Source organism: Vibrio sp. GJ43-1 (genome assembly GCF_055808835.1).
On the sequence record NZ_CM147884.1, the window covers coordinates 1,036,309 to 1,049,713 of the forward strand.

General features: G+C 44.7%; 11 protein-coding genes and 4 pseudogenes. 5 read left to right on the forward strand and 10 right to left on the reverse strand.

What is annotated here, in order from left to right:
- Positions 1-58 precede the first annotated feature (58 nt).
- Both AC0L66_RS04965 and AC0L66_RS04970 read right to left on the reverse strand, forming a co-directional pair.
- Positions 59-886, reverse strand: coding sequence for an SDR family oxidoreductase (locus AC0L66_RS04965; RefSeq protein WP_265674582.1), 828 nt, complete (start codon positions 884-886; stop codon positions 59-61).
- Positions 887-952: 66 nt separating this feature from the next.
- A pseudogene (locus AC0L66_RS04970) lies at positions 953-1,868 on the reverse strand (TIGR01777 family oxidoreductase).
- Between the two features lie 313 nt (positions 1,869-2,181).
- Between AC0L66_RS04970 and AC0L66_RS04975 the strand changes: the two are divergent.
- The 5 genes and pseudogenes from AC0L66_RS04975 (at position 2,182) to yfcE (ending at position 5,049) form a co-directional block, all read left to right on the forward strand.
- Positions 2,182-2,907 (forward strand): DUF1538 domain-containing protein, encoded by a 726-nt coding sequence (locus AC0L66_RS04975; protein WP_279348245.1) that lies wholly within the window; start codon positions 2,182-2,184, stop codon positions 2,905-2,907.
- A pseudogene (locus tag AC0L66_RS04980) lies at positions 2,904-3,712 on the forward strand (DUF1538 domain-containing protein). The gene AC0L66_RS04975 and the pseudogene AC0L66_RS04980 overlap by 4 nt, the downstream one beginning before the upstream one ends.
- Positions 3,702-4,052 (forward strand): P-II family nitrogen regulator, encoded by a 351-nt coding sequence (locus AC0L66_RS04985; protein ID WP_265674586.1) that lies wholly within the window; start codon positions 3,702-3,704, stop codon positions 4,050-4,052. Before AC0L66_RS04980 ends, AC0L66_RS04985 begins: the two are co-directional and overlap by 11 nt.
- Positions 4,049-4,453: a CBS domain-containing protein gene (locus AC0L66_RS04990; RefSeq protein WP_265674587.1), complete on the forward strand. Its 405-nt coding sequence runs from the start codon at positions 4,049-4,051 to the stop codon at positions 4,451-4,453. Before AC0L66_RS04985 ends, AC0L66_RS04990 begins: the two co-directional genes overlap by 4 nt.
- Positions 4,454-4,503: 50 nt before the next feature.
- The gene (gene yfcE, locus AC0L66_RS04995; protein ID WP_473568591.1) at positions 4,504-5,049 is read left to right on the forward strand and encodes a phosphodiesterase; all 546 of its coding nucleotides are present in this window, start codon (positions 4,504-4,506) and stop codon (positions 5,047-5,049) included.
- Between the two features lie 77 nt (positions 5,050-5,126).
- Here the strand turns inward: yfcE and crr are convergent, their stop codons facing one another.
- The 8 genes and pseudogenes from crr to AC0L66_RS05035 form a co-directional block, all read right to left on the reverse strand.
- Positions 5,127-5,636: a PTS glucose transporter subunit IIA gene (gene crr, locus AC0L66_RS05000; protein WP_250618487.1), complete on the reverse strand. Its 510-nt coding sequence runs from the start codon at positions 5,634-5,636 to the stop codon at positions 5,127-5,129.
- 41 nt (positions 5,637-5,677) lie between these two features.
- Positions 5,678-7,405: a phosphoenolpyruvate-protein phosphotransferase PtsI gene (gene ptsI, locus AC0L66_RS05005; RefSeq protein ID WP_265674589.1), complete on the reverse strand. Its 1,728-nt coding sequence runs from the start codon at positions 7,403-7,405 to the stop codon at positions 5,678-5,680.
- Between the two features lie 134 nt (positions 7,406-7,539).
- On the reverse strand, positions 7,540-7,797 hold the full coding sequence (locus AC0L66_RS05010; RefSeq protein WP_102470818.1) for an HPr family phosphocarrier protein: 258 nt from the start codon (positions 7,795-7,797) through the stop codon (positions 7,540-7,542).
- A 300-nt stretch (positions 7,798-8,097) separates the two neighbouring features.
- Positions 8,098-9,068 (reverse strand): annotated as a pseudogene (cysK, locus tag AC0L66_RS05015) (cysteine synthase A).
- Positions 9,069-9,294: 226 nt separating this feature from the next.
- Positions 9,295-10,801 (reverse strand): annotated as a pseudogene (gene lnt, locus AC0L66_RS05020) (apolipoprotein N-acyltransferase).
- 41 nt (positions 10,802-10,842) lie between these two features.
- Complete coding sequence (gene corC / locus AC0L66_RS05025) at positions 10,843-11,739, reverse strand: CNNM family magnesium/cobalt transport protein CorC (RefSeq protein WP_473568592.1); 897 nt, start codon at positions 11,737-11,739, stop codon at positions 10,843-10,845.
- A gap of 61 nt (positions 11,740-11,800) precedes the next feature.
- A complete protein-coding gene (gene ybeY, locus AC0L66_RS05030) occupies positions 11,801-12,265 on the reverse strand; it encodes an rRNA maturation RNase YbeY (protein ID WP_265674597.1) in 465 nt (154 codons plus the stop codon).
- Positions 12,266-12,297: 32 nt separating this feature from the next.
- On the reverse strand, positions 12,298-13,374 hold the full coding sequence (locus AC0L66_RS05035) for a PhoH family protein (protein WP_265674599.1): 1,077 nt from the start codon (positions 13,372-13,374) through the stop codon (positions 12,298-12,300).
- Between the last annotated feature and the right edge of the window lie 31 nt (positions 13,375-13,405).

A 13,405-nucleotide genomic window follows, 5' to 3' on the forward strand; every position in this document is an offset into this window, starting at 1 on the left:
GCCTATATTGAGTAATATATCGATACTTTGTGACATTAAAATTACAAATGAGCGAATTCTATGCAGCTTTTCGCAAAATTGGGTCAAGCCACTTGCCCGGTAGTAGCCTTTTTAGTATCGCAAAGATCTTTGTCGGCGTTGTGACTCGGTATCTGAGTTTAGGACGCGTGGACTCAAGGGCATGAATCAATGCTGGCAAACAGGACTCTGGAGGTAGCGTAAATTGGTTGTTTGATTCTGTGACCGAAAGACGCTGCAGCTGCTTTTGATACTCGTTTTTATGGATACTAGCTTCGACGTTGATCCATTTAAGAAAAGCCATTTTAGCATTGCTTCGAAATTGTGTTTCGATAGGGCCGGGTTCAATTAAGGCTATACGTACGTTGGATGAGTGTAGCTCTAAACGCAATGTGTCTGTCCATCCTTCCAGTGCGAATTTAGAGGCGTTATAGGCCCCACGATATTTCATCGCAGCGAAACCAAGAACGGAACTATTTTGAATGATACGACCTTCATTTTGCTGACGCATAATCGGTAAGATAAGTCGTACTAGTTCATGCCAACCAAAGAAATTAGCCTCAAATTGAGCTCTGAGTCCGTCAGTCGGAAGGTCTTCTAATGCTCCCGGTTGCCCATAGGCGCCATTATTGAATAAACCATACAATCTGCCTTCACAAAGTGCGAGGGTCTTTTGCACACCAAGTTGAATACTCTTTGTGTCAGTAAGATCCAGCTGAATACAGGTTAACCCTTCGCTTTGCAGGCGTTTTACGTCCGATGAGGAGCGACATGATGCAATGACATGATAGCCGCGTTGATTGAGTGCATGCGCGGCAGTATAGCCAATACCGCTGGAGCAACCTGTGATTAGTATAGCCTTTTTCATTTAACATTAACGCCTTAGTCCTTCAGAGAGCTAACCATAGCGACTAGAGGCAGGTCGAGACAAGTGTTATCGACTTTTAATTAAAATATTCTTTAAAGCAGGCTCAACATGGGGAAAAGAAAAGTTAAACCCTATTTCAGTTAAGCGTTTAGGTTTTGCTCTGACACTGTCTAGTAACAAGCATGATGACTCTCCCATGAGTACTTTTATGAGCCATGTAGGGGTCATTAACAAGTGAGGGCGTTTTAGGGTTCTTGCTAATATTCGGCTAAATAACGCGTTAGAAACCGCGTGGGGTGCGCAAAAATTGTAAGGGCCTTGTGCATGGGGGGTGTCGAGTAAGGTGACGATACCTCTTACCATGTCGAGGATATGGATCCATGGTAGATACTGCTTACCATGACCAATTGGGCCACCAAGCCCTAGTTTGTATGGAAGTAACATTTTGTGTAGTGCGCCGCCATTGTCCCCCAATACAACACCGATGGCGTAATAGACAAACCCGTGTCCGCTCTGATTGCGCTCTCATTGCAATAGCTTCCCATTTCTCACACACGTTGTGAGCAAACGAGTTTTGATGCACCTGTAAGCTTTCGTCGAAAGGATGGGATTGTTGGTCGCCGTAATAGCCCACGGCAGAGCCGCTAATGACAACACTGGGTGGTTCGGTACTTGCGTGAATAAGAGTGACGATCGTTTCAGTGGTTTTCCAACGGCTATCGCAGATGATTTTTTTCTGATGTTGGCTCCAGCGCTTATCCGCGATGGGTTCTCCTGCAAGATTAATGACACCATCAAATGCGTTGAGGTCGTCAAAAGTATCGAGAGTGGATAAGTAAGTAATGTTTCCAACATCGGTATGCTGGAGTGTCGATTTCGCTGCTTCAATATCACGACTGATCACGGTAACCGTGTGTGTGGTGAGGTGTTTAAGTAGTTCTTTACCGATAAATCCAGTACCACCTAATACTAACAGATGCATTCGAGCTCCCTTAATTGCTTGTTAACCATTAAGTCTTTTACTTTTTCGTCAATGTGTTGCGACGTTTGTTCCCCAAGTAAGCAGAGTCGGTAATTTGACTATAGGTAAATGATTTGACGCCATTACGTAAATATAGCAATGAAATTGCGTTATGGACTAACTCTAATAACGAACATGGTTAAATGGTGGAGATCACAGAATGGTAAGTAACTCTGGTTAGGTTGCATGGATGCTGTAATTGTCACATCTTCTTACAAATTTCTTTGCCATTCTAAAGTGACAATATGAGGTACGGGAGAAATACGTGCAAGGAATGAAAGCCCTCATACATGCCATGTTGAGCAGTTTGAAAGATTTAATGCCCATTATCATTGTGGTGCTTTTCTTTCAACTTGTCGTGCTCCAAGAGCCGCTTCCTAATGTGTTATCGATTCTTTTTGGTTTGTTTCTGGTGGTGTTGGGACTGACTTTCTTTGTTTTTGGTCTCGAGATGGGGCTATTTCCTATTGGGGAATCCATGGCGCAGGCTTTTGCCAGAAAAGGCAGTGTTTTTTGGTTAGTGCTATTTGCATTTTGTTTAGGGTTTGGCACGACGATCGCTGAACCCGCATTAACAGCAGTCTCCGCGGAAGCAGCAGAGGTGGCTGCGGAAGGGGGCATGATAGCGTTAACCGAAGAATCAATGCAGAGCTATGCGATGGGCTTACGTCTATCGGTTGCCTTTTCGGTGGGGCTTGCGATTGTTCTTGGCGTTATTCGAATACTCAAAGGTTGGCCAATTCATTGGATAATTATTGGTGGCTACATAGGTGTTGTAGTGTTAACTGGGTTTGCCCCAGAATACATTATTGGTGTGGCGTATGATTCTGGAGGCGTCACGACTTCAACCATTACTGTCCCCTTGGTGACCGCACTGGGAGTGGGGCTCGCGAGTACGATTAAGGGGCGAAACCCCATGCTAGATGGCTTTGGATTAATCGCATTTGCATCGCTACTACCTATGATGTTTGTCATGGTCTATGGGATGGTGATGGCATGAGTTTTATCTCAGAGTTGTTACAAACTTTATTTTTCACGGTCCGAGATGTGACCCCAATTATTGTGATCATTTTTGGTTTTCAGTTTGCAGTATTGAGAAAACCGATTGCTCATCCACTGCGCGTAGCTGTCGGCTTTGTCTACGTGATTGTTGGCTTAAGTTTATTTCTTATCGGCTTAGAAAAAGCGCTTTTTCCGCTTGGGGAAACGATGGCAATGCAACTCACAGCCCCCGACTTTCTTATTGATGTAAAGCTATCGATCGGTCACTCGCTAGAGTGGTTTGATTATTATTGGGTGTATCTTTTTGCGTTTTGTATCGGTTTTAGTACCACGATAGCAGAGCCCTCTTTACTTGCTGTTGCGATAAAAGCCAACCAAGTGTCGGCAGGCTCCATTTCGGTTAATGGCCTGAGAATCTCAGTCGCGCTGGGGGTGGCAATAGGCATTTCTTTAGGTAGCTATAGAATTGTGGTGGGAGACCCTATCCATTACTACATCATCGCAGGTTACATTCTAGTGGTGATACAAACATTCTACGCGCCAAAATTGATCGTCCCTCTTGCTTATGACTCAGGGGGGTAACAACATCAACGGTAACCGTACCTTTGGTGACCGCATTAGGCTTAGGGCTCGCTTCAACCGTACCGGGAAGAAACCCTATGATTGATGGCTTCGGGTTGATCGCATTCGCGAGTCTGTTTCCCATTATTTCTGTCATGGCCTATGCACAAATTACTCACTGGTTGAATCAACATGCGAACACGGTTGGCTCGATCGAAAAGGAGAATGATAATGCGCTTTAAGTTACTGCTTGCGTTTGTTGAGGACAGCAAAACAGACGTAGTGCTCGATGCAGCAAGGGAAGCTGGTGCGACCGGAGCAACGGTGATCAACAACGCTAGAGGCGAAGGTTTAAATAAGAAACGCACCTTTTTCGGTCTGACGTTAGAGGTGCAAAAAGATGTATTACTGTTTGTGGTTGAGGAGCATTTGTCGAGACAAATACTGGAAACAATTAGTGAAGTAGGGGAGTTTGATCAAACCTCAGGGCAGGGTATCGCGATTCAAATTGATATTGAAGATGCCGTGGGTGTCGCTCACCAAATGGAAACGTTAACCAAAGTGGTTGAGGATGAATTATGAGTTCACAACAAAAAATATACGTTCGTGATGTCATGGCGAATACCTATGTGATGGTCGATGGGTTAAAAACCGTTCACGAAGGTATTGTGTTAGCAAAAGAGCACCAAGTAAAGGCGTTGGTGGTGAGTAAGCGTCATGATGATGATGAATATGGCATTGTACTGATGAATGATATTGCTAAGAAAGTACTGGCGCAAAATCGTTCTTCTCATCGGACGAACATCTACGAGATCATGACCAAGCCTGCTTTGTCAGTCGACCCAAACATGAATGTGAAGTACTGTGCTCGCCTCTTTGAACGCTTTGGCATTAGTCGGGCTCCGGTTATCGAAGACGGTAAGATTATTGGTATGGTCAGCTATAACAATATTGTGGTGAATGGCATGGCACGTGAGGAATAGCGGCAAAACTGAGTTACAATAGCCTCATAACGTGAGTTGGAGGTAAATCCGTGAAATTATTCTTTGCATCAGACCTACATGGTAGCGTGAGTGCGACGCAACAAGTATTAGAAGCATACCGTCAATCGGGAGCAGATCACCTTGTCATTCTAGGCGATGTACTCAACCATGGCCCGAGGAACCCGGTTCCAGAGAGTTACAATCCACCAGAAGTCGCCGCATTGCTCAATGATTTCCAATCTGAAATTATTGCCGTGAGAGGAAACTGTGATAGTGAGGTAGACCAAATGTTACTTCACTTTCCTATGATGGCGGATTACGCATGGGTGCTATTGCCATCGGGTAAGCGTTTATTTTTAACGCATGGGCATTTATATAATGCAGCTAAGCGTCCCAAGCTTAAAAAGGGGGATGTCATTGTTCATGGGCATACGCATATCCCTGTCGCTCAATGGGACGGGGAACAAGTGATTTTTAATCCCGGCTCAATTACTTTTCCAAGAGATGGCTATTCGGCGAGTTTCGGCTATTTTGAAAATGATACATTAAGTGTCAGAACGTTCGCGGGGGATGAGCTTTGCTCGATTAAGCTTTAGTCGGACGAATTTTAGAGTTAAAAAAACGCAGCCAATGGCTGCGTTTTTTTCGACGTATCTAATAAATTAGTGACTAATTATTTAGTTACGCGTAGTACTGGTGTTTCACCAACAGTAACAGAACCAGATAGCTTGTTCAGCTCTTTGATTTCGTCCATGTTAGAGATAACAACTGGAGTCAGCGTAGATTTAGCTTTTTCTTCAAGAAGTGCTAGATCGAATTCGATGACAGTGTCGCCTGCTTTAACAGTTTGACCTTCTTCAGCGATACGCTTAAAGCCTTCACCTTTTAGCTCAACAGTGTCGATACCAAAGTGAACAAATAGCTCGATGCCATCGTCAGATTCGATAGAGAACGCGTGGTTCGTTTCGAAGATCTTACCGATAGTACCGTTTACAGGAGCGACCATTTTGTCGCCAGCTGGTTTGATAGCAATACCATCACCAACGATTTTCTCAGCAAAAACGACATCTGGCACGTCTTCGATGTTTACGATCTCACCAGATAGTGGTGCGATGATTTCGATTGCACCAGCGTCAGCGCTGTCGTCAGATACTAGCTTCTTCAGTTTGTCAAAGAGACCCATGTTGTGCTCCTAAAGGTTTGATTTTATTCTGCTCAATTATATTAGCAGTTTGTCTTTTCTGCGATAAATTTTTCGACGTGCGCTTCAATTTCTGCAGCAGTCGCCATTTCTAGCGCTTCATCCGCCATAGCTTTTACTTCTGCGAAGTTAGCGTTACGGATAACTTTCTTAACCTTAGGAATAGAAATACCGCTCATACTAAACTCATCTAGGCCCATGCCTAGTAGAAGTAACGTCGCGCGTTCGTCGCCAGCAAGCTCGCCACACATACCCGTCCACTTGCCTTCTTTATGCGAAGCGTCGATCACCTGCTTAATTACGGTTAATACCGCTGGTGAAAGTGGGTTGTATAGGTGAGAAATTAGCTCGTTACCACGGTCTACTGCTAGAGTATACTGAGTTAAGTCGTTAGTACCAATACTAAAGAAGGAAACTTCTTTCGCTAGGTGGTGAGCAATCGCTGCAGCAGCAGGTGTTTCTACCATTACACCGATTTCAATATCTTCATCAAATGCGATGTTTTCTGCGCGAAGTTCCGCTTTGTATTCTTCGATAGCTTTCTTAAGTTCACGGATTTCTTCAACAGAAATAATCATCGGGAACATAATGCGAAGCTTACCGTGTGCAGAAGCACGTAGGATGCCGCGGACTTGGTCACGTAGAATTTCACGACGATCCAAGCTAATACGAACCGCACGCCAGCCTAGGAATGGGTTCATTTCTTTTGGAAGATCCATGTACGGAAGATCTTTATCGCCACCAATATCCATAGTACGGATAATGATTGAGTGGCCATTCATCGCTTCAGCAACTTCTTTATACGCTTGGTATTGTACTTCTTCTGTAGGAAGAGAATCGCGGTCCATGAATAGGAATTCAGTACGATACAGACCTACACCTTCACCGCCGTTACGGTTGATACCGTCACAGTCTTTTACGGTACCGATGTTGCCACAAACTTCTACACGGTGTCCGTCTAGAGTTTCAGCTGGTAGGTCTTTAAGTTTTGCAAGTTCTTCTTTTTCAGCAAGGAACGACTCACGGACTTGTTTTGCTTCAGCAAGTTCTGCTTCAGAAGGATTGATGATGATCTTGTTGTTCATCGCATCGAGAATCAGCATGTCGCCGTTCTTGACTTGCTTCGTGATATCGTTAGTACCAACGATAGCAGGAAGTTCAAGTGAACGAGCCATGATAGAGGTGTGCGAAGTACGGCCACCGATGTCACAGGCAAAACCAAGGACATAATCTAGGTTGATTTGCGCTGTCTCAGAAGGCGTTAGATCGTAAGCAACAAGAAGCACTTGCTCATTGATGTCGCTAAGTGACACGATATTAATGCCAAGCGCATTTTTAACAAAGCGAGTACCGATATCACGGATATCCGTTGCGCGCTCTTTTAGATATTCATCATCTAAAGATTCAAGTGCACACGCTTGCTCTTCGATTACGGTGTAGATTGCGTGGTCCGCAGACATTTTGTCTTTCTTGATGAGCGCTAAGATCTCTTCTTCGAGCTCTTCGTCTTCAAGAAGCATGATGTGGCCTTCGAAGATGGCTTCTTTTTCTTCACCAAAAGTTTCTAGTGCCTTCTGCTTAACAATTTCTAGCTGAGCTGATGATTTGTTACGAGCGTCAAAGAAACGCTGAACTTCTGCTTCAACTTGGTCATCAGAGATGGTTGCTTTGTTAAGAACAATTTCGTCTTCTTGAAGTAGTAATGCTTTACCGATCGCAATACCAGGAGATGCTAGGATGCCTGAAATCATAGCTTTACCTTAATGTGGTCAAATGTATAAAGAAAGGGTGACTTACGTTGCTACATTTATGTGTAGCTGATAGTCAGCGCTATTTCCAATAAAGCCACTTTGCTTTCGACAAAATGGCTTTAGGAGAGTGCTGCTTAGTGAAGCTCGTCCATTAGAGCAACTAGGTGGTCTACTGCTTGTTGAGCCTGTGGGCCTTCAGCAGAGATAGTTACGTTAGTACCTTTAACTAGACCTAGAGTCTGTAGTTTGAATAGGCTTTTTGCGCTAGCGCTTTTGCCGTTAGAAGTCACAGTGATGTCTGCGTCAAAAGATTTTGCTTCTTTAACGAACTGCGCTGCAGGACGAGTGTGAAGACCATTTTCTGCTGTGATTTCTACTTGCTTCTCGTACATTTTAATACCCCAATTGATTTATTTTATGTTTGTTTTCTTAACTAAAGCCAAGCTTAGCGTCATTTTTTCATTCCTGCTATAGGACTAAAGTTATGATTCATTAAGCGCCGCATTGGTCTTGAATTGTAGGCTATGATTGCAGTCTTCGCTGTCTCCATATCCTACGACTATTCTTTAAACTGCTTATTTATTTTTTAGCTTAAAATAAAACTGACCTGATATTACCAAAGGCTGACAGAGATTCAACAAAAAAGCCCCATAAAGGGGCTTTTTTAAAGCAAAATTTGATTTGGCAACATATTATTGCTGAATCTCTTTGTCCGTGAATATACCTGCGAACAATGCTGAACTGAGGTAGCGTTCGCCCGAGCTTGGTAATACGGTAACTATTGTTTTTCCTTTAAATTCAGTGAGTTCCGCTAGTTTGTTTGCCGCTACTACAGCCGCTCCTGAGGAGATACCAGCAAGGATACCTTCCTCTTCCATGAGACGGCGAGCCATATCAATCGCTTCATCAGATGTTACAAGTTCCACACGGTCGATAACTTCCAAATCGAGGTTTTCTGGGATGAAACCAGCACCGATACCTTGAATTTTGTGTGGAGCGGGTTTGATTTCTTCGCCAGCCAGCGCTTGGCTAATGACCGGAGACTCTGCGGGCTCAACTGCCACAGAAATAATAGCTTTGCCTTTTTCGCCCTTGATATAGCGGCTTGTACCCGTAATGGTACCGCCGTAGTGCCGACACCAGCAACGAAGACGTCAATTTCACCATCCGTTGCGTCCCAAATTTCTGGGCCCGTTGTTTTCTCATGGATAGCCGGGTTTGCCGGGTTGTTGAATTGTTGCAGAAGTAGGTACTTCTCTGGATTTGAGGCAACAATTTCTTCAGCTTTAGCAATTGCGCCTTTCATTCCTTTCGCTGCTTCAGTCAGTTCTAGGTTTGCGCCTAGAGCTTTAAGTAGCTTACGACGCTCCAAACTCATTGATTCAGGCATTGTAAGTGTCAGTTTGTAACCACGAGCAGCAGCAACAAAAGCAAGCGCGATACCTGTATTACCACTGGTGGGTTCAACAAGCTCAATGCCAGCTTTTAGCCTGCCATTTTTTTCTGCTTCCCAAATCATGTTGGCGCCGATACGACACTTAACACTGAAACTAGGGTTGCGAGCTTCAACTTTAGCTAGAACGTTACCATTACTAACTTTGTTAAGGCGAACCAGAGGAGTGTTACCAATGGTGAGTGAGTTGTCTTCGTAGATCTTGCTCATTATATGTTCCTTCATTCAGTTAACCGTATCGGTCAGCGATTACATGATAAGAATATGATTTTGTTGGGTGGGGGAGAAGAATTAAATAGTTATATATTATGGAAGAAAGTATGGAAAGCCTGAATTGTTAGCGCAAGCCCAGTAAATAAAGCGCATAGCCCAAGGGAAAATTGTGTTGTCATTGACTGCAATGACGCAATATTTCCATAGGCTATGCCGCTATTCATTATTTCCTACGTAGGTAAAGTCCCCACGCTAAACTTAACAACACCCAACCGTAAAGAGGCCATGTTCCGGCCTCTCTGTACCACGTTGTCCCGTTTGTCGGCGTGACTTCTGTACGCAACACTGCCGTTTCAAACTGTGGGATTTGCGCAGTAATTTTTCCGTTATGATCGGTGACAGCCGTAATGCCATTGTTGGTTGACCGTATTAATGGTATTCCAAGTTCTAGCGCTCGCATTCGAGCAATTTCCATATGTTGTAACGGGCCAATAGAGCGACCAAACCACGCATCGTTAGATAACGTGAGCAAGTAATCGGTCTCTGGTGTCACATTTTGTCGAACCTGTTCGTTAAAAATAATCTCATAACATAAAGCTGGCTGCTAAATGCATGCCATTGGCAACGATATTGGGTTGTACATATGCCCCGCGACTAAACGAAGACATAGGTAAATTAAAAAACGGAGCGATTGGACGAAGAAGATCTTCAAAAGGAACAAACTCGCCAAAAGGCAGTAAGTGGTGCTTGTGAAAGCGCTCATCAAGGTCAAGCTCATAGTCCCCATAAGGGGTTTGTCCCACAACCAGAATACTGTTGTAGTATTCATCAGACTCTGACTTATTGATCACACCGATAATGATGGCGGTATTGTTCATTTTCGCCGCTGAGTCTAAATTGCTGAGGAACGACGGCAGCTCAAATTCCATTGCGGGAATTGCCGCTTCAGGCCAGATAATGATATCAGCGTCCCAGTTCTCGCGGCTAAGGTCGGTGTATTTCATAATCGTCGGCCAGCGTTGGCTAGGTAGCCATTTTAGCGCTTGGTCAACGTTGCCTTGTATGAGCGCAACGCTTTTGGTCCGGGTGGGATCCGGTGTGACCCAGTCATAATTACGCAATCCGAAGCCAACTGAAAAAATGACTAACGGAATAACAGTAATAAGCCAGTGTTTGCTTTGAATCGCGTAAGCTAAGCTCGCTGACGTTACGATAATGAGTAGGGTAATGAGCTCAACGCCGCCCATCGGTGCGTAACTGGCTAACGGCCCGTCAATTTGACTGTAACCTAACCATAACCAAGGGAATCCTGTCATTACCCAGCCTCGAGCCCAGTCAAACACTAGCCACAGTGCAGGGGCTGCAAGTAGGTAGCGTGTGCGATTCTCATTTGGGAAAAAACGGTTTAATGACCAAGCAAACAGGGCGGAATAGATGGAGAGATAACCCACTAGCAGCGCCATTAGGAGTACGCTGGCGAACTTTGGCATACCGCCAAAGCTATCAATACTAACGTGAACCCAACTAATGCCTGTCGCAAATTGGCCAAAACCCCAGGCGTAACCAATAAAAAGCGCACGCCGAGCGGTTTGTCCTTGCAGTAGAAACAATAAGATAAGTGGGCTTAACAGAGCAAGTGGCCACAGTTGATAGGGAGCGAAGGCTAGGGTTGTACTGGCGCCAACAAAAGCGGCCCCAATGGGCCGCAATAGGCGAAGATAATTCTTCATTTAATGGTGGTCTCACTTAACCTATGGAACATTGGGTATCGTTATTCTTCGACACTCGATGCTGCTTCTAGATCGGGAATGGTCACTTGAACTTGTACCACTCGACGATTATCCGCCGCTGTCACTTTAAAGGTATAGTTTTCTATTTCGACCACTTCCCCTCTAACAGGTAAGTGACCGAATGCGGTCATAATTAAGCCACCAACAGTATCAACTTCTTCATCGCTGAAGGTTGAACCAAAGGTGTCATTGAACTCTTCGATGGTCGTGAGAGCTTTGACGGCAAAGGTGTGTTTGCTCAGCTTTCTGATGTCTAGCTCGTCATCATCATCAAATTCGTCTTCGATTTCGCCAACAATTTCTTCGAGGATGTCTTCAATGGTCACGAGACCAGACACTCCGCCAAATTCATCAACGACGATAGCCATGTGATAGCGCTCCTCGCGGAATTCCTTAAGTAAGCGATCAACACGTTTACTTTCTGGCACGACCACGGCAGGGCGAATCACTTCTTCAATGTCAAAAGGGGTGCTATTCGAGCCCAAGTAACGGAGTAGGTCCTTAGCTAAGAGAATACCTTCCACATGGTCTTTATCTTCACTGATCACTGGGTAACGAGAATGCTGTGCATCGATCATTAGTCCAATCAGCTTATCGAAGTCATCAGAACGTTCGATAGTAACCATTTGTGAGCGAGGCAGCATGATATCGCGTACTCGCATTTCGGAAATTTCCATGACACCTTCAAGCATATCTCGTGTGTCATGGTCTATTAGGTCATTGACTTCAGAGTCACGAATGACATCTACAAGCTCTTGGCGATCTTTTGGTTCACCTTGAAATATTTGACCTAGGCGCTCAAAGAAGGACTTTCTACTCGGACCTTCAGATTTTTTACTGTTTCCCTCGGGGTTAGAGGGAGAAGACTCTTCGTTCATGATTTCTCAATTCAGAATGCTATCAGACGTGTGATAGCGCACATAAGAAGAGGCAAAGCCTCTATTGTTTCTCTGCTATATACGGGTCTTCAAAACCCATATCTAGCATGATTTCGGTCTCTAAAGCTTCCATTTCGTCAGCTTCTTCGTCATCAATATGATCATAACCTAGCAGATGAAGGCTGCCATGTACAACCATATGTGCCCAGTGTGCAGTTAGGGTTTTTGACTGCTCTTTCGCTTCTTTTTCTACGACTTGGCGACAAATAATCAGGTCACCAAGCAAATTCATTTCAATACCAGGAGGCGCTTCAAATGGAAATGACAAGACATTGGTGGATTTGTCTTTCCCGCGATAATCGTGGTTGAGTTGTTGGCTTTCAGCTTCATCAACGATTCTAATGGTCAGCTCCGCTTCCTTTTGAAACGGGATAATCGCTTTGTCTAGCCATTGCTGAAACTCCGCGTGAGAAGGCAGCCCTTCTTCAGATTCGACCGCCAACTGGAGATCAAGTTCAATGCTCATCATTTACCTATTTATCAAAACTTGTTAAAGCGTTATTGAGGACTGACATCAGTCCCAGAGTTAAGTTTTGCTGCTTCGTGTTCTTCACGACGACGGCGTTCAATCTCTTTTCGCGCTTTTTGGTCAGCCGATTCCCACTTCTCATAAGCGTTGACGATACGAGCGACAACGGGGTGCCTGACCACATCATCCGCTTGGAAGAAATTAAAACTGATTTCATCCACGTCATTGAGAACTTCAACCGCATGACGAAGGCCTGATTTTGCCCCACGAGGTAAATCAATTTGTGTCACGTCACCCGTAATGACCGCGCGTGAGTTAAAACCAATCCGGGTCAAGAACATCTTCATTTGTTCGACGGTGGTGTTTTGGCTTTCATCAAGAATAATGAAGGCATCGTTAAGTGTACGACCACGCATATAGGCGAGGGGGGCCACCTCAATAACGTTGCGCTCTATCAGCTTTTCAACACGCTCAAAGCCTAACATTTCAAATAAAGCATCGTAGAGTGGGCGCAGATATGGATCCACTTTCTGGCTCAAATCACCGGGTAAAAAACCCAGTTTTTCGCCCGCTTCAACGGCTGGGCGAGTCAGTAGAATCCGACGAATTTCCTGACGCTCTAGCGCATCAACCGCCGCAGCAACCGCGAGGTAAGTCTTACCTGTACCGGCAGGTCCTATTCCAAAACTAATATCGTGTGTCACCATATTAACAAGGTATTGTGCCTGGTTGGGGGTACGTGGCTTGATGATGCCTTTCTTGGTTTTGATAAAGACTTCTTTACCGTGAGCAATGTCTGACTCAGCACTTTGTTCCAGTATTCCGGACTCTTTAACGGCGAGGTGGATTTGCTCTGGCTCGATATCTGGAAATTGTCCACGAACAGGCGCGGTATCGACATAAAGTGACTTGATAATCTCCAGCGCTGCAGCGCTAGTGTGCGGCTGACCGACGATAGTAAAGAAGTTGCTTCGATGATTGATTTCAACGCCTAAACGACGCTCTAAATGTTTAATGTTGTCATCGAAAGGTCCGCATAGGCTAGACAGGCGGCGGTTATCAGAGGGTTCTAGGTTGATCTCTAAAGTGACTATTTTATTACTCAATGTAGCCTCACATTATGCCCTATGGGCGATG

Excerpts from the sequence above, each read along its gene's own strand:
- AC0L66_RS04965 (WP_265674582.1), bottom strand. The coding sequence starts at position 886 with ATGAAAAAGGCTATACTAATCACAGGTTGCTCCAGCGGTATTGGCTAT.
- AC0L66_RS04975 (WP_279348245.1), top strand. The coding sequence starts at position 2,182 with ATGAAAGCCCTCATACATGCCATGTTGAGCAGTTTGAAAGATTTAATG.
- AC0L66_RS04985 (WP_265674586.1), top strand. The coding sequence starts at position 3,702 with ATGCGCTTTAAGTTACTGCTTGCGTTTGTTGAGGACAGCAAAACAGAC.
- AC0L66_RS04990 (WP_265674587.1), top strand. The coding sequence starts at position 4,049 with ATGAGTTCACAACAAAAAATATACGTTCGTGATGTCATGGCGAATACC.
- crr (WP_250618487.1), bottom strand. The coding sequence starts at position 5,636 with ATGGGTCTCTTTGACAAACTGAAGAAGCTAGTATCTGACGACAGCGCT.
- ptsI (WP_265674589.1), bottom strand. The coding sequence starts at position 7,405 with ATGATTTCAGGCATCCTAGCATCTCCTGGTATTGCGATCGGTAAAGCA.
- AC0L66_RS05010 (WP_102470818.1), bottom strand. The coding sequence starts at position 7,797 with ATGTACGAGAAGCAAGTAGAAATCACAGCAGAAAATGGTCTTCACACT.
- corC (WP_473568592.1), bottom strand. The coding sequence starts at position 11,739 with ATGAACGAAGAGTCTTCTCCCTCTAACCCCGAGGGAAACAGTAAAAAA.
- ybeY (WP_265674597.1), bottom strand. The coding sequence starts at position 12,265 with ATGAGCATTGAACTTGATCTCCAGTTGGCGGTCGAATCTGAAGAAGGG.